The sequence below is a fragment of the Dendronalium sp. ChiSLP03b genome, from assembly GCF_034531165.2.
Lineage (GTDB): Bacteria > Cyanobacteriota > Cyanobacteriia > Cyanobacteriales > Nostocaceae > Dendronalium > Dendronalium minutum.
Genome location: NZ_JAVRBR020000131.1, coordinates 1 through 24,211, shown reverse-complemented (window position 1 = coordinate 24,211; position 24,211 = coordinate 1). Strand labels below are relative to the sequence as shown.

Annotated in this window: 21 protein-coding genes, 1 tRNA gene and 1 pseudogene; 12 read left to right on the top strand and 11 right to left on the bottom strand. The window is 41.8% G+C overall.

What is annotated here, in order from left to right; genetic code table 11:
* The first annotated feature begins 389 nt into the window (after positions 1–389).
* The gene (gene ilvA, locus RMY31_RS30640; protein WP_322666074.1) at positions 390–1,901 is read left to right on the top strand and encodes a threonine ammonia-lyase, biosynthetic; all 1,512 of its coding nucleotides are present in this window, start codon (positions 390–392) and stop codon (positions 1,899–1,901) included.
* Between the two features lie 542 nt (positions 1,902–2,443).
* Positions 2,444–4,810, top strand: coding sequence for a PhoX family phosphatase (locus tag RMY31_RS30635; protein ID WP_322666076.1), 2,367 nt, complete (start codon positions 2,444–2,446; stop codon positions 4,808–4,810).
* A 221-nt stretch (positions 4,811–5,031) separates the two neighbouring features.
* On the opposite strand, the gene RMY31_RS30630 is transcribed toward RMY31_RS30635, so the two are convergent.
* The 3 genes and pseudogenes from RMY31_RS30630 to RMY31_RS30620 all read right to left on the bottom strand — a co-directional run bounded on the left by RMY31_RS30630 (position 5,032) and on the right by RMY31_RS30620 (position 6,825).
* Entirely contained in the window at positions 5,032–5,586 is a 555-nt protein-coding gene (locus tag RMY31_RS30630) for a PEP-CTERM sorting domain-containing protein (RefSeq protein ID WP_322666078.1), read from the bottom strand.
* 197 nt (positions 5,587–5,783) lie between these two features.
* Positions 5,784–5,906: pseudogene (locus RMY31_RS30625) on the bottom strand (Uma2 family endonuclease); the annotation flags it as partial.
* Positions 5,907–6,258: 352 nt separating this feature from the next.
* Entirely contained in the window at positions 6,259–6,825 is a 567-nt protein-coding gene (locus RMY31_RS30620) for a PadR family transcriptional regulator (protein ID WP_322666080.1), read from the bottom strand.
* A gap of 523 nt (positions 6,826–7,348) precedes the next feature.
* Here RMY31_RS30620 and RMY31_RS30615 point away from each other — a divergent pair.
* From RMY31_RS30615 to RMY31_RS30600, 4 genes are all read left to right on the top strand, one after another.
* Entirely contained in the window at positions 7,349–7,759 is a 411-nt protein-coding gene (locus RMY31_RS30615; RefSeq protein ID WP_322666082.1) for a hypothetical protein, read from the top strand.
* A 137-nt stretch (positions 7,760–7,896) separates the two neighbouring features.
* The gene (gene xseA, locus RMY31_RS30610) at positions 7,897–9,129 is read left to right on the top strand and encodes an exodeoxyribonuclease VII large subunit (protein ID WP_322666084.1); all 1,233 of its coding nucleotides are present in this window, start codon (positions 7,897–7,899) and stop codon (positions 9,127–9,129) included.
* A gap of 72 nt (positions 9,130–9,201) precedes the next feature.
* Positions 9,202–9,435, top strand: coding sequence for an exodeoxyribonuclease VII small subunit (xseB, locus tag RMY31_RS30605; protein WP_322666086.1), 234 nt, complete (start codon positions 9,202–9,204; stop codon positions 9,433–9,435).
* Between the two features lie 283 nt (positions 9,436–9,718).
* Positions 9,719–9,792 (top strand) — tRNA-Val (locus RMY31_RS30600).
* 535 nt (positions 9,793–10,327) lie between these two features.
* Here the strand turns inward: RMY31_RS30600 and RMY31_RS30595 are convergent.
* From RMY31_RS30595 to RMY31_RS30565, 7 genes are all read right to left on the bottom strand, one after another.
* Positions 10,328–11,014 carry a PHP domain-containing protein gene (locus RMY31_RS30595; RefSeq protein WP_322666091.1) on the bottom strand — a complete coding sequence of 229 codons (687 nt, stop codon included), beginning with the start codon at positions 11,012–11,014 and terminating at the stop codon, positions 10,328–10,330.
* 412 nt (positions 11,015–11,426) lie between these two features.
* A complete protein-coding gene (locus RMY31_RS30590; protein ID WP_322666094.1) occupies positions 11,427–12,563 on the bottom strand; it encodes an AIR synthase related protein in 1,137 nt (378 codons plus the stop codon).
* Between the two features lie 77 nt (positions 12,564–12,640).
* Positions 12,641–12,847 (bottom strand): hypothetical protein, encoded by a 207-nt coding sequence (locus tag RMY31_RS30585; protein WP_322666096.1) that lies wholly within the window; start codon positions 12,845–12,847, stop codon positions 12,641–12,643.
* A 317-nt stretch (positions 12,848–13,164) separates the two neighbouring features.
* A complete protein-coding gene (locus RMY31_RS30580) occupies positions 13,165–13,767 on the bottom strand; it encodes a superoxide dismutase (RefSeq protein WP_322666098.1) in 603 nt (200 codons plus the stop codon).
* 542 nt (positions 13,768–14,309) lie between these two features.
* The gene (locus tag RMY31_RS30575) at positions 14,310–14,942 is read right to left on the bottom strand and encodes a superoxide dismutase (protein WP_322666100.1); all 633 of its coding nucleotides are present in this window, start codon (positions 14,940–14,942) and stop codon (positions 14,310–14,312) included.
* Positions 14,943–15,290: 348 nt separating this feature from the next.
* Entirely contained in the window at positions 15,291–16,895 is a 1,605-nt protein-coding gene (locus RMY31_RS30570; RefSeq protein ID WP_322666102.1) for a bifunctional pantoate--beta-alanine ligase/(d)CMP kinase, read from the bottom strand.
* 163 nt (positions 16,896–17,058) lie between these two features.
* Entirely contained in the window at positions 17,059–18,153 is a 1,095-nt protein-coding gene (locus RMY31_RS30565) for a septal ring lytic transglycosylase RlpA family protein (protein WP_322666105.1), read from the bottom strand.
* A gap of 805 nt (positions 18,154–18,958) precedes the next feature.
* On the opposite strand from RMY31_RS30565, the gene glsA reads away from it, so the two are divergent.
* Positions 18,959–19,960: a glutaminase A gene (glsA, locus tag RMY31_RS30560; protein WP_322666118.1), complete on the top strand. Its 1,002-nt coding sequence runs from the start codon at positions 18,959–18,961 to the stop codon at positions 19,958–19,960.
* A gap of 233 nt (positions 19,961–20,193) precedes the next feature.
* Here the strand turns inward: glsA and RMY31_RS30555 are convergent, their stop codons facing one another.
* Complete coding sequence (locus tag RMY31_RS30555; protein WP_322666107.1) at positions 20,194–20,520, bottom strand: helix-turn-helix domain-containing protein; 327 nt, start codon at positions 20,518–20,520, stop codon at positions 20,194–20,196.
* A 719-nt stretch (positions 20,521–21,239) separates the two neighbouring features.
* Here RMY31_RS30555 and RMY31_RS30550 point away from each other — a divergent pair.
* From RMY31_RS30550 to RMY31_RS30530, 5 genes are all read left to right on the top strand, one after another.
* Positions 21,240–21,509, top strand: a complete 270-nt coding sequence (locus RMY31_RS30550) for a hypothetical protein (protein WP_322666109.1) — start codon at positions 21,240–21,242, stop codon at positions 21,507–21,509.
* 137 nt (positions 21,510–21,646) lie between these two features.
* Positions 21,647–22,084, top strand: a complete 438-nt coding sequence (locus tag RMY31_RS30545; RefSeq protein WP_322666110.1) for a nitrogen fixation protein — start codon at positions 21,647–21,649, stop codon at positions 22,082–22,084.
* A 10-nt stretch (positions 22,085–22,094) separates the two neighbouring features.
* The gene (locus RMY31_RS30540) at positions 22,095–22,469 is read left to right on the top strand and encodes a Nif11-like leader peptide family natural product precursor (protein ID WP_322666112.1); all 375 of its coding nucleotides are present in this window, start codon (positions 22,095–22,097) and stop codon (positions 22,467–22,469) included.
* A gap of 88 nt (positions 22,470–22,557) precedes the next feature.
* The gene (locus RMY31_RS30535; RefSeq protein WP_322666114.1) at positions 22,558–23,814 is read left to right on the top strand and encodes a nif11-class peptide radical SAM maturase 3; all 1,257 of its coding nucleotides are present in this window, start codon (positions 22,558–22,560) and stop codon (positions 23,812–23,814) included.
* 9 nt (positions 23,815–23,823) lie between these two features.
* Positions 23,824–24,036, top strand: a complete 213-nt coding sequence (locus RMY31_RS30530; RefSeq protein ID WP_322666116.1) for a hypothetical protein — start codon at positions 23,824–23,826, stop codon at positions 24,034–24,036.
* The last annotated feature ends 175 nt before the right edge of the window (positions 24,037–24,211 follow it).

Sequence of the window (24,211 nt, the reverse complement as noted above, 5' to 3'; positions counted from 1 at the left end):
CTGGCGATCAATTTATTGACCCTGGTGTTGATGCTTATGAGCAACGCTATCGAGAGCGGGTAGTTAATAACCTTAAGAAAAAAGCTCTAGCTTTTGGTTTAAAACTTACCCCCATTTCTGACTCCACGCAATGTGTTTCTTGAGAGTCTGAAGTTTCTGTTAAGTAGAAGGCAGAGGGAGCAGGAGACAGAAGTTAGGAGTTAGGAGAGACGCGATTAATCGTGTCTGTAGAGGAGTTAAGAATCAGTTGTTATTCTCTTTGTCTCCCTTGTCCCCCTCATCTCTCTTGTCCCTCACTCAGCACTGTTTCGGTAAATAGTCCCCGTAAAACAAGTACACAACTGGCGTAAAATGAATCTTCATCCGGTACTTGCTCACCCGTTTACCCCATGCTTTGCGACTACCTAGTACAGATACTGACAGCCCGCGTATACGATGTTGCCCAGGAATCACCTCTAGAGTTTGCCCCAAATTTGTCTGCGCGATTAAATAATAAACTCTTGTTGAAACGGGAAGATATGCAGTCAGTATTTTCCTTCAAGCTGCGGGGGGCTTACAACAAGATGGCGAACTTGCCGCCGGATTTGCTGGCACAGGGTGTAATTGCGGCATCTGCTGGCAACCATGCCCAAGGGGTCGCCCTTGCTGCGAGTCGGCTGAAAACGCGAGCAATTATCGTTATGCCGGTGACTACGCCCCAGGTAAAAGTGGATGCAGTCAGGGCACGAGGTGGAGAGGTAGTATTGCATGGTAATACTTACGATGATGCTTATGCTTATGCTCGTCAATTAGGGGCAGACAAGGGACTAACTTTTATTCACCCTTTTGACGATCCGGATGTGATTGCCGGACAGGGAACCATCGGCATGGAAATTCTGCGGCAATACCAGCAACCTATCCATGCAATTTTTGTAGCCATTGGGGGTGGTGGATTGATTTCAGGAATTGCGGCCTATGTGAAACGGTTGCGTCCGGAAATCAAGATTATTGGTGTTGAACCGGTGGATGCTGATGCCATGTATCAATCGCTAAAAGCTGGACATCGGGTGCGATTGCCCCAAGTGGGCTTATTTGCTGATGGAGTAGCAGTGCGAGAAGTTGGTGAAGAAACCTTTCGTCTGTGCCAAAACTATGTAGATGACATCATTTTGGTCGATACGGATGCGACCTGTGCGGCAATTAAAGACGTGTTTGAAGATACGCGATCGATTTTAGAACCTGCGGGTGCATTGGCGATCGCAGCTGCCAAAGCTTACGCACAACGAGAGCAAATTCAAGGAAAAACACTGGTTGCCGTTGCCTGCGGTGCCAACATGAACTTTGACCGCCTGCGGTTTGTAGCAGAACGCGCAGAGTTAGGCGAACAACGCGAAGCCATCTTTGCAGTAGCAATTCCTGAAGAACGGGGAAGTCTTCGCAAGTTTTGTGAATGTATTGGTAAACGTAATCTGACGGAGTTTAACTATCGCATTGCCGATGAAAAAGAAGCTCATATTTTTATAGGCGTGCAAATTCAAAACCTTGCCGACAGAGCAAAGATGGTGGAAACCTTTGAAGGCTGTGGCTTCAAAACCATTGACTTAACAGATGACGAACTGACAAAATTACATCTGCGTCACATGGTGGGCGGACATTCTCCTTTAGCCCACAACGAATTACTTTACCGTTTCGAGTTTCCCGAACGCCCTGGCGCATTGATGAAATTTGTTGGTTCTATGAATCCCAACTGGAATATCAGCATGTTTCACTACCGCAACAACGGGTCAGACTATGGGCGAATTGTTGTAGGAATGCAGGTACCTCCCCATGAAATGAAGCAATGGCAAGCATTTCTCGATACTCTGGGCTATCGCTATTGGGATGAAAGCCAGAATATGGCGTATAAGCTGTTTTTGGGTTAGGACGTTAAACTATATCTTCTCTTCGTTTGTCCAGGCACGGGTGAAATACTCGAGAGAACTCCAAGAAATAAATTATCCCGCTTGAAGTTGTTGAAAGTTAACAATCAACATTCACCAATGACAATTGGATATTTTTTATTGGGAAGTCCCCAAAGTGTCATCTGCTAACCTCTGATATCGTGTCCGGTTAAAGACTTATCATTAAGACCGCAGAGGGGCAGAGGGGAAGGGTTTTTGGGCTTTCTGCATAGATTCGGGAATTATAAATAATTAGCCGGACTTAATATGATTGAGTTTTGGCAAAAAATATTTTGCTTCAGATTAATATTAATAATTTTCAGTTAATGAATATATAACCCAATTTTAATTTTTGTTATCTAGATTGAGTGACGGAGTATTAATTTTTGTACTGAAACCTGTGAAAAATCACAGGATATCTGCATTTTAAAACGCAGATAATTTCCCAGATAAACCGAGTTTTATTGGGAAATATGTAGGATTTGTATCACCAAATTTTTCCGGTAAAATATAGAGGAAGTTTGATGTCTACATTGAGTCGGAGACAAGTTTTAATATTTTTTGCTGGCAGCGCTGGTGCTGCTGTATTGGGAGACAAAATTCTAAATAATGTTACCAGCATTGCTGATGCAAAAATCCCACAGTTAAGCTTTAGCCCAGTACGTTTACCCCATCCCGTATCAATTTATCAACAGCAGAAAAGCTTTTTACCCACAGGAATTGGACAGGGACAAATACTGAATGCATCTACGGATGTGAAATTAACTAGTTACAACGTAATTGATGATGTAGTAGTACCGCCAGAGTACGAACGTTATGTAATTGTTAGTTGGGGCGATCGCGTGTTTCCCAACAGCGATGACTATTTCGGTTATAACTGCGATTACACTGGTTTTGTTCCCATTGGTAGAACTGACGATATAGGATATCTGTGGGTCAATCATGAATACGTTAGTTACCCTTTTTCTGATTTATTGATCGGCAGTTCCTCTGACCTCAAAGGATTTCCCACTACTTTTGAATCGGTAATTGGCTGGGCTTTACCCTCCACCAAAAATCTGGAAGCTGAAGGGGAATTTTTATACAACCAAGGCGGTTCAATTATCCGCGTCTCTCGCCGTAACCCCGAAAAACGTTTTACAGTCGTCAGGGGTGATGCTCAAAATCGCCGTATTCATGGTCTTTCTGGTTTAGCAATTAATAGCCAACGGGATGATGAATATAAAAATATTACTTCCTGGGGCGATCGCAGCCACCAGAAAGGCGACCAAAATTATTTAATCGGCACTGGGCCAGCTGCTACTCAAGTATTTAACCTTAGTGCCGATGGATTGGGTAATAAAATTATTGGTACAGCCTACAACTGTTCTGGTGGTACAACTCCTTGGGGAACTATCTTATCTGCTGAAGAAAACTTTCAAGGTAGTGTTCAAGAAGCAGTCAAGCCTGATGGTACTCAGACAAGTTACATCGACGGTAGTGCTGGCAAGATTTTCGGTCTCGTAGGAGAAAAATACGGCTGGATTGTAGAAATTGACCCTGTAAATCCGAATTTCCGCCCGCGCAAACAAACTTGGTTGGGTCGTTTCCGCCATGAAAATGTCGCCTTACGTGTTGAAGCAGGGAAGCCATTAGTTGCTTACATGGGTGATGACAAACGCGGAGGACATACCTGGAAGTTTGTCAGTGCTGGCATTGTTTCCCAGCCAAGCAGTAAAAGTAACAGCAATTTATGGGAAAGTGGTACTTTGTATGTTGCCCGTTACAATCCACCCAATAATCAGAAGGGCGTTAAAAAGGGAACGGGTAAATGGATACCGTTACTCTTAGTTACTCCCACTAACCCGATTCCGCCTTCGATGATTTCTTCTGTAGAATTTGATGCCTTGGGAACAGCACAAAGAGAGGGTCTTTTACCCCTACCAAAGCGCAATGGCATTGCAGGGCAAACTGGAGATGGTGGTATATTCAAATGCGATCGCACCAACGAAGCAACAGCACTACCTGATTATCAAAATAAAAAGCTATCTGATTTTTACGCTACCCAAGGGGCTGTACTTAGCGATGCCTTCTTAGCAGCCAACTTGGCTGGGGGAACTCCCACAGCCCGTCCAGAAGATATAGAAGTGCATCCAACCACCAAAGAGGTGTTCATTGCCTATACGGATGGTGCGCCAGGAAGCGATGGGTATCCAGACTCACGCATTTTCCAAGTTGCCAAGTTAAGTACTGATGTCAATGCTACACAGCAGTCAGGAGGACTCTATAAGATCGTTGAAGATAGTACCGACGGTACAGGTCTTACTTTCCATTGGGAAAGATTTGCCCAAGGTGGAGAAGCAGGATCTATTGATGGTGATGGTTTCGCCAACGTAGATAACTTGGTATTCGACAATAAGGGAAATGTTTGGGGTGTTACAGATATGTCCACCGATACCCACAATGGTTTTAACGTTGGTGCAACTGCTACTTTAAACACCATCGACCATTCAGCTGTTGGTAACGTTTCCAATCTTACCGGAGTTTTTGGTAATAATTGGCTGTTCTATATTCCCACCAGTGGTACTCACGCTGGAAAAGTAGTACCCTTTGCCCACGGCGCAGTACGCTGCGAGATGACAGGCCCAACTTTTGTCGGAGATACTTTGATTCTTTCAGTACAGCATCCCGGTGAAGATTGCCCCATTAACGATGGCACAATACTGAGTCGTAAAATTGAAATGCTGAATTTGAATGGCACACTATTTGAGCAGACTCGTACCGTACCTCGTGGTAGTAGTTGGCCAAGTAATATCTCAACTAAAGATGGCGGTAAAAATCAACCTCAAGGTCTGCCTCGTCCATCTGTAATTGCTATTAGCCCTAAGAAATCTAATGGCAGTTTTGTTTAAAATAATTTACGTCTCTACACCTTGAATAGTATAGTACCCTGGAATTTTGGGTTAAGCGAAATTCCAGGGTCTTTTGTATCCAAATAAAAACCCCACTGCTAAGGTGGGGAGCAATTCAATCAGGATTTCTCTTGTAAGTACGAATGTACTATAAAAGTCAAAAGATGGCAAGTAAGATGTGTTTTAGCAGATCTAAAGACTTTTAGTAAAAAGAATTGGTTTTATTTTGCCACTGCGGGTGCTTTTTTCTTGCGTTTCAACCACAGACCTAGAGTACCAGTAACTACTGTACCACCCAGAGTCATAGGTTCTGGTACTTGAGAGTAACTTACTGTACCTACCTGTGTCGCGGAGGTCAAATCAGCACTGACAATGCTATAAAATTTTGCTCCTCCTGTATTGAGATTTTCTGGATTACTACCGATGAAAAACCGATCTTCAACCAAATAGTTGATTCCTAAAAGGTTACCGTTTTGAAAACTGACGAAAGGAGCGCCGTAGCCATAATCAATATCATTTTTCTCTGTATACTTTATACCTAAGTAGTTAAACGCAATGGATAATCCATTGTTAATCCCTAAGGTTTCTTCACCTGTCCCAGTTAAAGTCGAGTCATCATAACTAAAAGAACCGTAATACTGACCAGGATAGTCGCCAGCGATCGCATTTACCATGAAATCGTAATTAACCACAGCAGCTTGTGTTGGTATAGCACCAGCAGCAACAGAGATGGCAACAGCAACAGTAGCCACGCCAAAATTTTTGGCTAATTTCATCAGAAAATACTCCAAATCTCAAAAATTAATAGTGCTGTAATTTCACTTAAATAAGCTTTTAACCAATGTCTACAGGTTAAGGAATATCAAATAAAAATTAATTTTCATATAATCTTTATATTAGCCAGCTATATATAAATTTTGTGTGAATTTACACCTATTTTTAGAAGCCTATGTTAACTATCTGGATGAATTTGACTACAAGAAGCATGGGGTTTTCCTGCCGATGACATTTCGACAATTTCTCCCTTCAGCAGTTCAACTATGCGATCGCTCAAAATGCCAGCGTCAATCGTCCACTTAGCAACAATAACGGCCATGACGATTGGTTCCGCCCAATGATTTTTTATATTCTTCAATCTTAAACACACTGCAACATCCTTCTATTACGCCAATTGGTACAATGGAGGGAACCTCACGCCATTTCGACACCACTTGCGCGGCTGTCGGGAAACCATGCGCGGTAGTTCCTCAAAGTAAGCCACTCCGTTGCGACATTCTCGCAGATAGACTACGGAGATAATGGCGCTATTTACCACAGGGCATTTCAACAGATAGTAAACTCGTCCACTTTTGTTGAGAAGCAAAAAGCATAAGCTAATGCGCGTCTAAATTAGGTAGTTTCGCACCAAGAATGTCAGTTGTTAGTTGTTAAAACTCTCCCCTGCTTCCCTACTCTCCCATCTCTCCGGTCTCGCCGTCCCTCTGGTGGCGAATAACATCAATAGCGGTCATCAGCCAATCAATGTAAGTTTGTTCTCTTCGTATCACTAAATCTAGTACGAGCTTTTGCATCATTTGCTCGCGACTGGTAAAACGATCGCCAAGCATCGGTAACTCAACATTTTTACATTTAGCTAGCTTTTCATTGCGTGCAGTTAGCTGCTGTTCTAGCAATTGAACGATCGCTTCATTCGGTAACTGTGCGGCGAAAAATAACTGAACGATTAATGGCTCTCGAAGCGTCGGTAATGGCTGAGGACATTGCAACCACCGAATTAATTCAGCTTTTCCGGCTTCAGTCATATTATAAACTTTGCGGTTAGGGCGATCGTGCTGAATCTCAACGGTACAAGTAATCCAACCCTGGTCCACGAGTTTATCAAGTGTTCTGTAAATCTGAGCCTGATCCGCAGACCACAAAGGAGCAATGCATCGATCAAAGCAGCTTGTTTTCAGGTCGTAACCTGTCATTTTTTCTTGCTGAAGGAAACCTAAAATTGTATGTGCCAGAGACATAGACGGTTTTCCGAACGTAAAGTAGTAGAAACTATATCTGTTCAATCGTATATATTTTTATGTTAATATATGATTAATCATATATAGGAACTATTTAGCAAAGTAAAAACGTAAACTACAATTATTTACCTGCACTTCACACTTCAAATAAGGTTCTTGGCAACTTTTGGCGATCTTGATTGGGGCAAGGCAGAAGGTAGGAGGAAGGAAAAATTCCCACAATTGAAGCAGTGCAAGGATTATAGAACATCTGCATCACAAGAAAGCCGTAAGCGAGCGCCCATCTTGGTCACAAGTCCCACGCTCGGATAACAAAACGTCTTAAAACCTTCTGCCGTCTGCCTTCTGCCATCTGCCTTAAAGTGCGTAACTTTCAACGATCGCCAAAATCTGACAAGAGCCTCAAATAAGTGCAACTTATAGTTCAGCCAACCAGTTGTTCGCTATGGTTAATTTGTAATTAATACTGAAGAATAAATTATTCAAGCCTTTAAAGATTATCGTAATGGGAGGAAGGGTTCCATTGACTTTTAACACACTTCAACAACGAATAGGTCAACATCAACATCTACGTGATTTGCGAAACAAATTGCTACGCCTTCACCAAGTGTTGCTTGAAACAGAACGCATCGCTTACGAACAGGTCCGTGGACGAGTATCGAGCGGAGAACTGCTGCAACTCGTAATCAACGATCGACAATTTGCTTGGCTACATCGCATTTCTGAGTTAGTTGTAAAAATTGATGTCATGCTTGCAGCGGATGAACCTGTAACGCTAGAAGATGTCCAAAATTTGAGTGCTGATGCGCGGATGCTAATCACGCCGTCAGAAGTAGGCAATGCGTTTGCCAGAAAATACTATGCTGCTCTCCAAGGTGAACCTAACGTTGTGTTGGCACACGCTGAGGTGTCACAGCTTTTAGCATCCAAGTAAACAAGGCCAAATGAAGCAAATGCACCGCGAGGTATCTCACGGTGTATTTTCATTTTTAGATAAAAACCTGATATTTGCTAGGATTTGGATAGACTTTTAGCTACATTACCCAGTCCATCCCTATCTACACGTCTTTGATGACTTCTAATTTTGCCGATTCAGTGATTCCCAATACAGCGCTTTCCGTATCTGGATTGACTGACTATATCTGCTTGCTATTAGAGCAAGACCAGCATCTGCGGCAAGTTTGGGTGACTGGCGAAGTTTCTAGCGCTAACCACCATCGTAGTGGGTTATTTTTTACACTACAAGACCCCGATGGCATAGCAGGAATTAAGTGTGTGGCATGGAATAACCAATTGGCAAAACTCGCACAAATACCAATTCCTGGCGAGCAGTTGATCGTTTTGGGCAGCATTCGGGTTTATCCGCAAAGAGGAGAGTATCAATTGTCAGTTTGGCAGGCTTTGCCTGCTGGGGTTGGGTTACAGGCACTGCGTTATCAACAGTTGCGAAACCGCTTGCTAGCTGAAGGATTGTTTGATGCAGAACGAAAACGTCCTCTCCCACTTCACCCCCAAACGATCGCTGTTGTCACTTCACCAACTGCGGCGGCTTGGGGGGATATCCAAAAAACTCTCAAGCAAAGGTATCCTGGTTTACACATTTTATTTTCTCCTGCCACTGTACAGGGCGAACAAGCGCCAGAATCTATAGTTAAGGCAATTGAGCGGGTAGAAAGAGATGGTCGCGCCGAAGTGTTAATTTTATCGCGGGGTGGTGGCGCGGTCGAAGAATTGGCATGCTTTGATGATGAACGGGTAGTGCGATCGATTGCTAATTGTTCCATTCCCGTCATTACTGGTATCGGGCATCAAAGAGATGAATCTTTGGTAGATTTAGCTGCTGATGCCTGCGGACATACACCGACTGCGGCGGCGGAAATGGTTGTACCAGAACTGTCAGAGTTGTATACTCAGCATCGGCAGCGAGTTGTTGCTTTACATGAGGCAATGCATGATGTTTGGGAAACTGCTGAGAATCAACTGCAAACACTGCGAAACCGTTTGCGGCGTTTGCGGTTGGATCGGCAAGTGCAGCAAGAGGCGCAAAAGTTAGCTTGGCAGCGTCAGCAATTGGTGCAAGTCACGATGGGGCGATCGCAGCAAGCAAGGCAGCATCTAGAATTGTTAAGACAAAAGTTGGCAAGTCTTGACCCCAAAGCTGTATTGCAACGTGGTTATGCGGTGGTGAGACAAGAAAATGGCGCGATCGCTCGTTCTGCTAGTGAGTTAGCTGTAGGGCAAGAGTTATTGATTCAGCTGGGGCAGGGAGAGGTTAAAGTGAAAGTTATGGAAATTAAAGATTAACGAACCGCGTAGGCGCGCAGACGCTTTAGATGAAATTGTTCTCGAAGGGTAGAGTAGGACACGAAGGGTTTAATGGTTAGACGCAAGAATTCCTCTAGCTCTGATTCGATGGAAGGTTGGAATTATGAGGCAAAGGTTATTGAAATAGAGGAAATTATCGCTCGCATTGAGGCGGGTGAGCTGGAATTGGAAGAGGTTTTTGACCAATTTGGTAAGGCTGTTGAGTATTTGCGTCAGTGCGAAAGTTTTTTGCAGCAGCGACAGCAGCAGGTAGATTTGTTGATTGAAACTTTGAGTGATGAATAAATAAGATATCTACTCCAATTTTTTTTGAGTTAATACGCAATGCTTTTTGCAAGCCTCTCAGTGCGAGGTTACGTTTGCCAACAGTGATTTTTTAGCTCGTAATCGTGTGATTAGCAAATTACAGCGGATTATTCCATGAATTAGAAAAAGTACAAAATGGCACTACAGCAGCTACAGGTAAAGTAAGTGTTAGTTGCGTCAAGTTATGAAGTTTGCCTAATTTCTGTCTTTGGTCTTGGCTTATTAGAAAAATATATGCTATTATTAGAAATTGTGTGGTTAAGGACGTATAGCTCAGTTGGTTAGAGCGCTACGTTGACATCGTAGAGGTCACTGGTTCGAATCCAGTTACGTCCATTAGTTATTGTACACTGACACATTATTTGTCATCAGTGACACATTTTCTTAATGATAATTTTTTGATGTCTTTGAAGTTTGCCAGCAAAATCTGGGAATTATTAAAGTTAGGGAGACTTGGTTTTTTTTATCAATTTCTCTCGAAAGAACAGATAAAACGCTTTATGGTATTACTGGTGGTTGCAGACAGGCATCATTTATAGTTGGTGGACTTTAACAGCAAGTTAGCTTTGGAGAGGGTTTACAGAAGTCATAGAAATTAACTTTGTTACTCGCAAAGAAATTAGACCTAATGCGGTACGAAGACATACTCTTTACATGGGTGGTACAAAAATAGGTCGCGGTGTCACTATACAGAATTGGTATCAGACTTTCACAATAGACTTCTTGCAAAAGTTGTTATTGTCGCCCTTTTATCTGGGTCTCTGCGCGAGACAAAAAATATTTATGCAAGAGGTCTAATCTAAAATCTCAAAAGATAATAAACCCCCTGGCTGGTTGAACCAGGAGTTTTAAGTTAAATTGCCCGGATTATCTACAACCGTTGTAGCAGGTTTAAACCGTGCGTATCAGTACCACAGGTATTGAAAAGACCATACTCACCAGCCAACTGTTGCACTTGTTGTGATTCTAAAGCACTTGGCCTCCAGGGTGAGGGGTTGTTGTAAGCGTAGAAAGTTTCAACGCCATCAATCCCGTTTTTAGCCGCAGCAGGAATTAAGTCTAAATGCGATCGCCGATAACGAGCTGGATGAGCAAGTACTGCCAATCCCCCAGCATCATGAATAGCAGCAATCACATTGATTGCCTGATATTCTTGGCCTGTAGTTGGCTTTCTTTGCAAATAAGGTTTTATACTAGGGTGTTCGATCTCGAAAGCGTAAGCCAAAATGTGAACTTCGTTATCCAAAAGGTTGGCATTAATTTCTGCCCCAGTCCATAGGTGGGGAATACTAGCATTACTGTTGTTCCGTTGCCAATCTTCTAACCAAACTCGTGCTGCTTGATAACCGTCAATACAGTGATGATCTGTAATGGCAAAGCCTTGAAGACCGATCGCGATCGCTTGTTCCATTAATACACTTGGCTGCAATCTTCCATCTGAGTGGACAGTGTGCATGTGAAAATTGAATAACTTGGGACAACTGTGTGCGTCAATTCTCTGGAATACTTGCTTTAGCAGTTCTGTGGAAGCAGATGTTTGAGCAAAATTTACAACCATAACCCCCTCTGAAAAAAGTACGTAATTCTCTCTACACACCAACACGCCATATCCATAGATGGGAAATTTCCCGCACTCCAAACTAGTTTTGGAGGCTTTTATCTCAGCTTAATCAGCTAAATTTTTCAATATGTTAAGACTACGTTAGCAAATCTCAATGATTACGGTCATGAGTATTTTCGATTGCTTATATAAATTAAGTAAAAAATATTTCAAAAACTACTTAAATACTTAGAATCTTTATAGAGAAAATTTTTAGTAAACATCAGGTTTGGAGAAATAAACTCCAATAAAGAAATTACCCTATGCCATCGTTTATTGACAGTCAACTATTAATAGGAGCCAGTCTCGTGCGGGGGTTTCCCCCGTTGAGCGAACTGGCGTTCAACAATCTAACAACCTTTACAGATTGCTATACCCCTCGCGCAATTCCAAATGACTCTCCCTTTAACGTTACCCCAAGCGGTGCTACTATCACCTCGCGGGTAGGGGAGGCTTCAACCCTTCCGGCGATCGCAGCCGTGAGTTCATGTTCTCTTGCAAGTCTGACGATTCTTTCTCCATCCTGCTCCGACTCTGTATAGAAGGCAAATCCTGCTCCGTAATTGAACACAGAAAGCATCATTGCAGATCCGCCTTCAAGATGATGCTCGACAAAGGTAAATAGCTCAGGTACGGGCAGCATCGTCTCAATAACATACCGCAGGGGCTTCGCCGACCGCATCAACTTCTGCCACCCATGACCAGTAATATTCTCCATCGCGGTAGGGAGAATTCCCTCACGAAGTACCGCTTGCACAAGCGGCGTATAGAGATTTGAAGCGGCGTTCATCGCTTCCCACAACTCACGTCCGCTCGGAAGTTTTGTTCTGTAGCCATCGGGGAGGGACTCGGCAAGCTTTCGCAACGGGGTAAAGCCGTTCTCATGGGGGCCTGAGCTTTCAACGAGAACAATCGTATTTCCAGCAGACAGACGCGAACCGTCAACAGGAGCAACACCAGGTGGCATAACTCCAAAAACCGAGCCTGCAATATCGAGCCGACCCGAAATCATCTTAGTTTTTAGTTGAGGAGTTTCCCCGGATAGATAGACGCACCCTACTCGTTTGCATCCCTCAACCACTCCATCCAGAAACCCATTAAGGAAGGCAGGGGTAAAGACAGTTTCAGGAGTACTCGACGGTAGATAGAGACCAAGAAGTACAGTCTGCATACCGGAGGATGCGGCATCGTTCGTCAGACAAGAGATAATCTTGATACCGATGTTCCACCAGAAGCGACACAATTCTTCTTCACTGAGGTCATCAGGTCGGGTATCGTCTGCGGTACCAAGTCCTTCGGGGACAAGTGTCAAAGAAAGTTCTTGATTCCCCGCTGCGATGAATGGAGCGAGGTTAAAACTGAAAGCATTGGCGCTTCCTCCAAGACTTGACTCGGACACGATGCCGTAGGAGTTCGCAAAGCGCAGCGTGCGTTTTGCAGCATCGATGAAGCGTCGCTTTGCAGCATCGAGAGTATCGTAATCGACTTGATCGAGAGCTTGAGCCATCAGGTTGGGTTTTTAAGTTAGGAGGCAGAGGGCAGGAGGCAGGAGGCTGTAAAACTCCTAACTCCTAACTACTCACTTTAAAATACTTCGTCTTCTATACCACGCCACCATTCACCTAGATTCATCAAGTCTTGGTGGATGTCTGCTAACTCATCAGCATAGGTATCTGCTGAAATTAGATGTCGGCGTTCTTGTAATTTCTTGAGGCGCAGTTGCACTAGTAGCCAAGGTTTAGTAATGCTATCTGTTGCCTCTAAGTACTGTGCCAGTTGTTTGCTATCCATGTATTGTATATTTTATTTTTATTTCACTACTTTTTAATATACATTTAGACAATCTTAGAAAGACGAAGCTAATCCTCTGACTTACCGTGCTAACAGAATGCTCAAAGGAGCAAAAACAGCCACGATACGAACCGTGACTGTTGATAATATTTGTAATTCAACTGATTTAGGCTTTATGTATTTGAAAAAAGCTAAGATTCAGGCGATGAACTTGACGCGGGGATACGGGGAAAAGAGGTCGCCCACGAGGGGCGAGGTTTTAACCCACAAATTACGAATCTCGCGTTTGCCCTTGGCGTTGCCGCAAGCTAACAGTACTAGGCTTTGGCGTAATTTGCAGCAGCGAATTCCCAGTTTATCAACTGATCTAAGAAGTTTTTGATGAACGCTGGGCGAGCATTTCTGTAGTCGATATAGTAGGCATGTTCCCAAACGTCCAAAGTTAGGAGTGCCTTTTTACCGTGAGCTAGAGGGTTCTCTGCATTTGGTGTCTTGATCACCTTCAGCGTACCACCATCATCAATTAGCCAAGCCCATCCACTACCGAACTGAGTTGCAGCAGCGTTAGAGAACTCTTCCTTGAATTTGTCGAAGCTACCAAAGTCTTTATCAATCTTGGCTGCGAGTTCACCTGTGGGTGTACCACCACCAGATGGCTTTAAGGAATTCCAGAAAAAGGTATGGTTCCAAACTTGAGCAGCGTTGTTAAAGATTCCTGCTTTCGAGGAATCTTTGAAGGAAATTTGGATTACATCTTCTAGAGACTTATCAGCTAGTTCTGTGCCTTCAGTAAGCTTGTTTAGATTGTCTACATAAGCTTTGTGGTGCTTACCATAGTGATACTCGAAAGTCTCGCCTTTCATGCCATATGGCTCTAAAGCATTAAAGTCGAAGGGTAAGGGGGGCTGTGAAAATGCCATTGTGTGAAATCCTCTCTTTACTGTTTTCCAGGTTAAAGCTGTTGCATAAGCTTAGGAAATTACAGCTTTTGTGCGTAGCAGTTTTATCCCCTTAAATGTTGGGTTATAAAACTTAACATCGTCATTTTACTACCAAAGTGAAGATTAACACAAAGTACTGTTGTAATAAGTCAGATATCGAGAAATTAATTATTATAAATAAAAACTGCTAATAACTTATGACTAATGGCTGATGGCGAAAATCCAATTAGCAATTAGTAGTCTAATAAAGATAAGATAGCAGCGCAGTACTTTAGTTCCCAAAGCGCTGTACTGCCTGATTAATTGCCTTTCTTATTTTATAAAGAAGGAGTCAGGAGTCAGAATCCAGAATGGATTCTGTGCTACTGGTAGATGAATACTTGGTTTAAAACCAAGCCGAACTGTGGCTCAAAATAAATTCAAATATTGTTCTTTATTCAAACTTTATCCCTTCATGGGTAGAGTATTGACCAATTCTGAATTCATCAATTCCGACTCCTGGTTTATTTTTGCTCAGCTATTCAGTGCTTTGACATCTGCAATCGTTTGTTAATCTCGTCCCAATTGACAACATTCCACCACTGTTTTAGGTATTCGGGACGGCGGTTTTGGTATTTGAGATAATAGGCGTGTTCCCAGACATCATTACCCATAATTGGGAAACTACCAGATGTCATCGGATTATCTTGGTTGGGCGTACTAGTGATTGCAAATTTTTCGTCAGGAGTGCGAACTAGCCAAACCCAACCACTACCAAATTGTTTGGCTCCAGCATCATTAAAATGCTGTTTGAAAGTTTCAAAGTCGCCGAAGTTGTTGTTAATTATATCTGCGATCGCACCTGTTGGCTCACCAGCAGCATTGGGTGCCATAATTTGCCAAAACATTGTGTGGTTAAGATGTCCACCACCGTGGTTACGTACCGCTGTTCTAATATCTTCAGGCAAATTATTAAGATTAACAATCAATTCTTCAATGCTCTTGGAATTCAGTTCCGGATGTTTTTCCACTGCTGCATTTACATTAGTCACGTAAGCCTGATGGTGCAGATCGTGATGCAGCCGCATAGTTTCAGTATCAATGTACGGTTCTAGAGCATCGTAGTTGTAGGGTAATGGAGGAAGTTCAAATGCCATGGCGTTAAATCCTAGCATAAGTGCTTTCCACTTTCTAGCTAATTTAAGAACTTTAAAACCTATACCATTAGTAGTATTAATGAGATTTTTAGAAATAGTCCTAAAGCAATAAGAATTAATACTTAAGTAAAGTTAAATTTTTATTAAAAAACTGTAATTTAATTAAATATAGCTAATTCTAAAAACATCTATATATTACTTTTTTATATTATTTTTATAATGGTGAGTAGGCACCTACTCACCATTACATTTAGCTAAAAACTTATACCAATTCATAATTAAGAAAGTCAGACTCTATCTGGGTTTCCACATGCTTACATCTGTGACATTCTTTTTTTAAATTGGTATAACAGTAAATTGTATTGATTACCACTGAGATAAGCGTTGCTGATAATAGTCAATAATTTGTGTTGCAACTTCAGACACGCTCAAACCATCAGATTGAATTTCAATAGCATCCGCTGCTTTTTGCAAGGGAGAGACTTTGCGAGTGCTATCTTTGCGATCGCGTTCGGCAATGTCTTGTTCCAGCTGCTCTAGGCTGACTTGGGGTTGACCAAGTTTTTGAAAGTCTTGTTGTCGTCGGTGTGCGCGTTCACTCACAGAAGCGGTTAAAAAGATTTTGATTTCGGCATCGGGGAACACATGGCTACCAATGTCTCGTCCTTCTGCCACTAAACCACCTCTTTTACCCCAGCTTTGCTGTTGTTTGACTAATGCTTGCCGTACAGCACTCTGTGCAGCTATTGCTGATACTTGAGATGTTACTTCTGTTGTGCGAATTGCTTGGGTGACATCAGTATCATTAATCCAAACCCGCACAGGAGATTGCAAATCCTGGCTAGGAGTAAGTTCAATTTTACACTGATTAGCTAATTCAGCGATCGCACACTCATCGTCAATGGCAATACCCTGTTGTAACACTAGCCAAGTGACAGCACGGTACATAGCTCCAGTGTCTAAATATACTAAACCTAGCTCTGCTGCCACTTGACGAGCTACCGTGGATTTTCCAGCTCCAGCTGGGCCATCGATGGCTATGATGGGTTGGCGATCGCGCAAGATGATATTATCAATCAACCTTGTAGAACCAAGACGAGCTGCGATCGCAAGCATTCCTTCCCCCTCAACTTGTTTTAAATACATCAACGTAGTCGGATCGATCAATTCAATATATTCCACTGAGACGCTACTGACCATTGCCACTTCTTGTTGTACCACCACTATCAGCTTGCTACGATCTCGAACACCTGCCTTGAACGCAGCTTCAGCTTGCTGCAAACCACGATATAACACCGCAGCTTGCTCTTTTTCCTTTGCAGTTAAATATTGATTGCGAGAACTGAGAGCAAGACCGGACGGTTCGCGCAGCGTTGGACAAGCAACAATATCTACTGGCAAATTCAAATCAGCAACTAGCCGTCTAATAACAGCTAGTTGCTGACCATCCTTTTGACCGAAGTAAGCTCGGTCAGGCTGTACCAAGTTCAAAAGCTTGGTCACAATCGTAGCCACACCTTGAAAGTGGCCTAGCCGAGAGCGACCACACAAACCTGATATCATAGCAGATGGCGGGATAACTTGTGTAACCTGAGATTCTTTTATACTTTTCTCGGCAACTCCCATTTCCTCCGGAGTAGGTGCGAAAATTGCATCTACTCCTGCTTGTTCGCAAAGTTGTCGGTCTTGCTCTAAAGTCCGAGGGTAGCGTTCAAAATCCTCGTTGGGAGCAAATTGCAGCGGATTGACGAAAATACTGACAATTACCGTAGAATTTTCTTGTCGCGCTCTTTCAATCAGACTTAAATGACCTTGATGCAACCCTCCCATTGTTGGAATCAAGCCAACTGCCGTCTGATACCAGCTAGTCATTTCATCTAGTACTAGACCCTCTAGAACCGCGAGCTGGTTTTGGGAGCAACGTTTAGTTAAATAGCAGCGTAAAGCTGCGATTGTTGTCAGCAGGCGCACAAAATACCCCTAGTTCTTATTGAGCCTCTCCCCCGTTAGTTTATATCTGAAATAGCAGGGAAGAGTTGGTTGAACTAGGGGAATTGGAGAATTAAAAATTAAAAATTAAAAATTTAGAATTTTACATTTTTAATTTTTAATTTTTAATTGATTTGTCCCCAAATTATCGACCCAGAACTTCAATATGCACTGGTGCAACGCCGCTGCTCACCATTCCCAAAATCCGAGCTGCACCAGCAGACACATCAATAATTCGACCTCGGATGTATGGGCCTCGGTCATTAATTCGTAGCACGACAGAACGACCATTGCGGGTGTTGGTAACACGGACTTTTGTGCCAAGGGGTAAACTACGATGAGCAGCAGTCATTGCTTCTGGATTGAATCTCTCACCGCTGGCTGTTTGGCTACCAGAACCATCATAGCCGTAAAAAGAAGCCATGCCTCTGAAAGTCATTACTACGTTCTTGGCAATATCTTGTGGTTTGGGTAGTGACGGTAAACGTGCTGGTAAGTTAGCAATCTGCTTTATGGGTGATGCATTGCCTATGAGTCTCCGCAAGCGATTGGTTGCTTGCAATGCATCTTGTGCCAGATTCTTGGTGGTATCTGCTAGTCGCGTATCTTCGTTGATTTCCACCAACTCTTGGTCGTTAATTTTGATTGTGTAGCGATCGCTGAACTGTTGTTGGTTAGAAGCGCTTTTTTTCTCAACTTGATTCGCAACGGTAGATTTGTCTCCCTTCCAACTTACAGTAATTTTCCCAGCATCTACATTTTCTCTGATCAACTGGTTGATTTTAGCTGCTATTAAACTAGCTCTTTGAACCGGGTCATTGTTAAGTGAGCTATTTTGGTTGCTTGCATCCGTCAGATTTCCAACACTCGCTACTTTTGCTGAGTTGTCAGCAATAAGGGCGTACTGTTGTACGCCCTTAGCATCTCCTATTACACCAACTTTTGTATCACTACTAGCAACCGGTTTAGAACTCAAAAAGGTTAGAACTGGAATATTTCGGATAAACAGAGTTGCCGCCTGACGACCTCCAATGTTGTGAGCATGGATGTTTGTAATCACAGCATCCGAGCTAGGTTTCCCTGCTGGGGATTGAAACTCTCCTACCTTGACTGCATCACTAACTGGTGCCTTCTGGGAAGCTTGAGCAGTTCCCTTGGTAGTTTGAGTACAACCGACTGAGGGTAGCCCCAAAACAGTCAGAGACAGGGCAGCAATAGTCCAAAAATGTCTTTGATTCATGCGTCCGATTTTAAAGCGACTGTAGAACAGCAGTTTCTTTGTTCGTAAGATTTTTCACCATTTTTATTTTTGATGACATAATCCTGGCAACTCGAACTCGTTCCGCTTTCACCTTTTGTTTATAACTGCAACAGACTAACACGAACTTTTGGACTTGGGGATCAGGGTTTTAGCGTAAATATTGATAAATTCATCAACATTAAACTTCAATTTTTAGGGCGAAACCTTTCTCAAATGCGGATTTCGACTGTGTAACATTTTTTTCGATTAGCAAAATCTTTCTTATCAAAACTTAACAAAAGCGATAATTTTATTTAGCCGCAATACTCTGGATAAAAGATGTATGTTAAATAACATATAATTTTTTTAAATAGTATTTATAATAATTAAATATAACTAGGAAAAAATCAATTGTTTTAAGCTAATTAATTATGGTTTATAAATTGTTAATATTTTGATTTAAATAAGTTAAACCAGGACTTACAGATAACATTATTTTCAATTAATCTAGCGATCGCGATCTCTTGTGAAGCTTTTATATAATTTACTTATCCATTGTTTATACTTATTTTTGCAAGATTTTTAGTATTGAAAAATACTAAAAATTTTAGTAATAACAAGCAAAAAACTAAGTATTGCCGTAGCTAGTATTTTTTACAATTGAAAGGAAAACAATGATGAGACAATTAAAAAAGACTCTGGGGCATGTGTAGGTAAGATTACTAATGTAACAAAAGTAACAAACTATTTCGCCTGCCCGAAGTAATTGATAAAGCATGATTTTTTAGAGCAAGCTATTAACCTCATGGCACAAGCAAATCAAGGAGATTTAGAAATAGTCCCATCGCAATTTTTAGGTTTTCTCAAGGACTTACATTCCAAGTACAAGTCAGTGCAAGAGGGTGCAGTAGCAAACTACATTCCGGAATTGGCAAAAGTAAACCCCGACTTGTTCAGCATTTGCGTTGTTACCGTAGATGGTCAGCTTTACGAAGTTGGAGATTACGAACAGCTATTTACGATCCAGTCGATGTCTAAGGTATTTGCTTACGGGCTGGCTTTAGAAGATCGTGGACGAGACTATATCTTAACTAGAGTTGGTGTGGAACCGACAGGAGATGCATTCAACGCAATTATCCTTGATGAGCAGTCAAAGCGGCCTCATAACCCAATGGTAAATGCAGGGGCGATCGCTACTACCAGTTTAATCAAGGGTTCGGGTGCCACAGAACGCCTTAATCGGATGTTGGATATGTTCCGACGATATATTGGTCATGATGTGTTTGTGGATATTTCTGTGTTTACCTCTGAACGCAGCACAGGACATCGCAACCGTGCCATGGCACATTTAATGTTCAACTTTGGCATGATTGACCAAAATATTGAAGAAGCTTTGGATCTCTACTTCCAACAGTGTGCTGTGATGGTGAATTGCCGCGACTTAGCAGTAATGGCAGCTACGCTGGCGAACAGAGGTACTAACCCCATCACAGACGAACAGGCGGTAGACAGGCATTACATCAAAGATATTCTTAGTGTCATGTACACCTGCGGCATGTATAACTTTGCTGGTGAGTGGGCTTATAAAGTTGGCATTCCTGCTAAAAGCGGTGTTAGTGGTGGAATTTTCGCTGTTGTACCCCATCAGATGGGAATTGCCGTATTCTCGCCCCTGCTAGATGCGCGTGGTAACAGCGTGCGGGGAGTGAAAGTGTGTGAAGAACTTTCCCAACATCTGGCTTTACATCTATTTGAGTGTTCAGCAAACAATTCGTGTTTCTCTAATATTCAAGGGAGTTCCAAATAAAAAATAAAATAGCTAGTATCAATTCTTGGAAAAACCGCAAATTTCAATTTATTCTTGGCTAAAAGTAAGTAGGTCGGTGTTAAAAATTGTCGTTATGACAAGGCAGAAGGCAGAAGGGAAGAGGCTTTCAAGCAACTTTACTTTTCGTTACATAGTTTGGTTTATTTGCACCGTTCTACTTATCCTTTAATATTTTGCGGAGAATGTGCTGAACATGAAGGTGTTTTATCGGCTTAACTTTTGAATCCCTGCGGCTGTTTCAGTTCTTCCAACAGTTGCTTTCTTACGAAGGTGTTAATGATTGGCGGTCGCCCTGAACCCTTTTTTGTTGATACGAGACTGGTGATTCCTAACTCTTTATAAGCTTTTAACCATCTTTGTACTGTCGCTGCTCCTCTTCCCAACACAATAGCTAAATCCTGTATTGTTTTTACCTGCCCTATCTTCAGTAAATACAACGCTTGAATACGTTCAAAGCCTAATACTGTTTTTTGTTTTCTCAGCAGCTCATGCAATTGGTCTGCTGACTTAAATATTTCTACTTTGGTGATTCCAGCCATTTTCGCTTGTTCATATTTATTCCTTAATTATGTCTATCATTTTTTTCGGGAAATGGTAATAGCAGGCGAGTGTTGATTGGGCCAATAAATCAAAAAAGTCTCGCCGCTTTCTAGAATTTCATGATAACCCTATACCCTGATTCTAAGAATGATTATTATCTATATATATTTTATTTTTTTGAGTCTTTTAAATTTATTAACCTTAAAATAAAATAGTATTAGATAGGCTATTTTTTTAACAACATGTCTATCCAATAATGGGTTAGCGAAATTAAATTAGTTTGCCTTTCTTAGAGAATTTATATATTAATGTCAATACATAAAAAGTAAGAAAAGTGGGAAAAGTAGGAAAGGTAGGAAAGGTATTATTATTTTAATTTTCCATAAAATAATAAAAATTTAATGTTAATATTTGGTGGAACCTTAGACGTTGTTTAGAAAGTTGTAAAGTATATTAAAAACCCCTCTCTAAACCTCTCCCCAACAAGGAGATAGGCTTTGAAATCCTCATTACCTCGTAGTGGGCAAGGGGATTAGGTTTACAATGTTTTGATGTTAATAACAATACTTTTTAAACAACCTCTAAGCAGAGTGTAGCGAAGTGGAATAAGCCATCTATTGAGAGTCTTATCTTCAAGACATTATGCGATCGCTTTACTTGTTTATACTCAGAGTGAACGGTAAATCCAAAACACAATTAGTGATTGGGAGTAATCAAAATGGAAAGAGATAACAGAAAACACAATAATCAAATCGAAATTCATGATTTGATTGATGAAGCTGTGAACAATGCACTAGCACGTAGAAATCAAGTTCAAGATGCTAGTGAAGGTTTAACAAATTTATCTGATGAAGAAGTGGCAAATATTGTTGGGGGTAAAACTCAACCTGCGATCGCAGGTTTTAAACCTGTTTGTCCTCCTAAACCTGTTTGTCCTCCAATAATCGTGGGACTGGTTGCAACAGATCCTAATGTATCGAAAGCTTAGATATTGATAGGACTAACGCAAAAATAATTGAAAAGCCTATTATTCCGTAGCGGTAATTCATGAATTACCGCTACTTACGAAGTATTTTGCATAAGTCTTGATTGAGTAAAAAATTATCTTCGCTGAAGCTTCAACTCATGGAAATTCCCGCTGATAAGACTACACTTTGTCCTAGTGCTAGACCAGAACTGGCAGACAGTATAGTCTTTGGTCTAGTTAGCGGAAAAGTGACTCAAGCGCGTGTAACTTATCTTAAGCAGTCACTACCTGTTACAGATGAACTGTTAGCAAAAGCTAGTCCAGTTACACCCACTGAAATTTTTCGCACTGCTGCTCCTTGTGCATCAAAAGGTTGTCAGCATTTTGACGGTAAAGATTGTCGTCTGGCTACGAGAGTTGCAGAAAAATTACCTGCTGTAGTAGAAGAACTTCCTCCCTGTTCTATACGAAGAGATTGCCGTTGGTGGCAGCAATCAGGCAAAGCAGCTTGTCTGCGTTGTCCACAAGTCATAACTGACAATTACAATCCATCTGAGTTAATGCATGAAGTTGCTCTACCTGAAGTAGCTACATAAGGAGAAAATTATGTCTTTTGGAAATATCAGAGCTTTCTATAAAAAGCTAGCTAATGATGAAGCTTTTCGCGCTCAAATGCAACAAGTCCAAAGCAAGGATGAATGTACCAGACTAGTCAAAGAAGCTGGTTATGATTTCACTCAAGAAGAATTTGAAGAATATACAGCTCAATTATTAGAGTCAAATACTGGTGATGGTGAAATCAGAGATTTGAATGACCAAGAACTAGAAGCGGTTTTTGGTGGCGTTTCTTCATTAATTGGTAGAAAGCCGCCGACATTTCAACCAATGTATGGGGTTATTTATTATCCACCTGAGAAACCACATAAGAGATGGCCACCTATTCATCCTCAACCTGTGTATGGAATTCCGATTAATGAATAGGCAATTTAGAGCTATCACTTAAGATTTGTGGGACGGATAACAAAAAAAGCCGTCCCTCTTTAAATAAGCTCAATAGAGGATATTTGTGATGAGCGATCGCAGAATTAGCTATGCAGTTTGGGAAATTACCTTAAAATGCAATCTTGCCTGTCAGCACTGTGGTTCTCGTGCAGGCCATACAAGGACAAAAGAACTCTCTACAGCCGAAGCCCTCGATCTAGTCAAACAAATGGCAGACGTTGGCATTACCGAAGTTACTTTGATTGGTGGTGAAGCTTTTCTGCGTCCAGATTGGTTAGAAATTGCCCAAGCAATTAATCAAGCGGGAATGCTCTGTGGTATGACTACTGGTGGTTATGGCATTACCCTAGAAACAGCACGCCGGATGAAAGAAGCTGGAATTAAAGTAGTTTCTGTTTCCGTTGATGGGCTAGAAACCACTCACGATCGCCTCCGGGGTAGACAAGGCTCATGGCAATGGGCATTTAAAACCATGAGTCATCTTAAAGAAGTAGGTATTGCTTTTGGTTGTAATACTCAAATCAATCGGCTTTCTGCACCAGAATTTCCTAGTATCTACGAACATATCCGCGATGCCGGAATCTTCGCTTGGCAGATTCAATTGACTGTACCAATGGGAAACGCCGCAGATAATAGCGAAATTCTACTGCAACCATACGAATTACTAGATATCTATCCGATGATTGCTCGTGTTGCCGAACGCGCACAGCAAGAAGGAATTAAGCTTCAGCCAGGGAATAATATTGGCTACTTCGGCCCTTACGAGCGATTTTTGCGTGGTGGGAGTGCTTGGTCGTTTTGGCAAGGATGCAATGCTGGACTCTCGACATTAGGAATTGAGGCTGATGGTGCAATTAAAGGTTGTCCTTCGCTGCCAACTTCAGCCTACACTGGTGGGAACATCCGTGACTACTCTTTGCGAACCATCATCGAAGAGACAGAAGAATTGCGCTTTAATCTGGGGGCTGGGACACCCAAAGGTACAGAACATTTGTGGGGTTTCTGCAAAACTTGTGAATTTGCAGAACTATGTCGAGGTGGTTGTAGTTGGACTGCACACGTATTTTTTGACAAACGAGGTAACAACCCTTATTGTCATCATCGCGCTCTCACACAAGCTAAGCATGGTATTCGAGAACGAGTATTTCTCAAGAATCAAGCCGAGGGCAAACCTTTTGATAACGGTGAATTTGCTTTGATTGAAGAATCAATTGATGCTCTGTGGCCAGAAAATGATTCGCTACACTTTACTGCTGACAGCATTCAATGGTCAGAAAGTTGGCAGCAAAAGCAGGAATCATATCAATTCGTAATTAGTAATTAAGACAGTTAGATGGATAATAACTTTAGCTTTACCGAAAATAATCTAATGTCCGATCCTACAGATGACAATCTAAAGTTATTGCCAGACGAATCTCAAAGCAAGGTAAATACTGCACCATTTCTCTTGCCTCGTTCAGCGTGGAGCAGTCAAGTAGCTTATTTAAGAGTACTTTTTAGAGCAAAGAAAGCTTTAGATCGCATAGAACAAGAAGCAAAATATTGAGTGTAGCAATCCTAAATGTCTGAATAATTAGTAATTAACCTGAGTTCGGGATAAGGAAAGGGACAGGTAGTAAGCTGAAAATAGCGTTAAATCCAGCAACCTGCCCTATGTTCAGTTTAGATGCTTTGTTTTGCCATGTAGATGATTTCTGTAAAGCATTTGAAACCCAATGGTA

Bases quoted from the DNA above. Each gene is read 5' to 3' on its own strand.
- ilvA (WP_322666074.1), top strand. From the start codon at position 390: ATGCTTTGCGACTACCTAGTACAGATACTGACAGCCCGCGTATACGAT.
- RMY31_RS30635 (WP_322666076.1), top strand. From the start codon at position 2,444: ATGTCTACATTGAGTCGGAGACAAGTTTTAATATTTTTTGCTGGCAGC.
- RMY31_RS30630 (WP_322666078.1), bottom strand. From the start codon at position 5,586: ATGAAATTAGCCAAAAATTTTGGCGTGGCTACTGTTGCTGTTGCCATC.
- RMY31_RS30620 (WP_322666080.1), bottom strand. From the start codon at position 6,825: ATGTCTCTGGCACATACAATTTTAGGTTTCCTTCAGCAAGAAAAAATG.
- xseA (WP_322666084.1), top strand. From the start codon at position 7,897: ATGACTTCTAATTTTGCCGATTCAGTGATTCCCAATACAGCGCTTTCC.
- xseB (WP_322666086.1), top strand. From the start codon at position 9,202: ATGGTTAGACGCAAGAATTCCTCTAGCTCTGATTCGATGGAAGGTTGG.
- RMY31_RS30595 (WP_322666091.1), bottom strand. From the start codon at position 11,014: ATGGTTGTAAATTTTGCTCAAACATCTGCTTCCACAGAACTGCTAAAG.
- RMY31_RS30590 (WP_322666094.1), bottom strand. From the start codon at position 12,563: ATGGCTCAAGCTCTCGATCAAGTCGATTACGATACTCTCGATGCTGCA.
- RMY31_RS30585 (WP_322666096.1), bottom strand. From the start codon at position 12,847: ATGGATAGCAAACAACTGGCACAGTACTTAGAGGCAACAGATAGCATT.
- RMY31_RS30580 (WP_322666098.1), bottom strand. From the start codon at position 13,767: ATGGCATTTTCACAGCCCCCCTTACCCTTCGACTTTAATGCTTTAGAG.
- RMY31_RS30575 (WP_322666100.1), bottom strand. From the start codon at position 14,942: ATGCTAGGATTTAACGCCATGGCATTTGAACTTCCTCCATTACCCTAC.
- RMY31_RS30565 (WP_322666105.1), bottom strand. From the start codon at position 18,153: ATGAATCAAAGACATTTTTGGACTATTGCTGCCCTGTCTCTGACTGTT.
- glsA (WP_322666118.1), top strand. From the start codon at position 18,959: ATGGCACAAGCAAATCAAGGAGATTTAGAAATAGTCCCATCGCAATTT.
- RMY31_RS30555 (WP_322666107.1), bottom strand. From the start codon at position 20,520: ATGGCTGGAATCACCAAAGTAGAAATATTTAAGTCAGCAGACCAATTG.
- RMY31_RS30550 (WP_322666109.1), top strand. From the start codon at position 21,240: ATGGAAAGAGATAACAGAAAACACAATAATCAAATCGAAATTCATGAT.
- RMY31_RS30545 (WP_322666110.1), top strand. From the start codon at position 21,647: ATGGAAATTCCCGCTGATAAGACTACACTTTGTCCTAGTGCTAGACCA.
- RMY31_RS30540 (WP_322666112.1), top strand. From the start codon at position 22,095: ATGTCTTTTGGAAATATCAGAGCTTTCTATAAAAAGCTAGCTAATGAT.
- RMY31_RS30535 (WP_322666114.1), top strand. From the start codon at position 22,558: ATGAGCGATCGCAGAATTAGCTATGCAGTTTGGGAAATTACCTTAAAA.
- RMY31_RS30530 (WP_322666116.1), top strand. From the start codon at position 23,824: ATGGATAATAACTTTAGCTTTACCGAAAATAATCTAATGTCCGATCCT.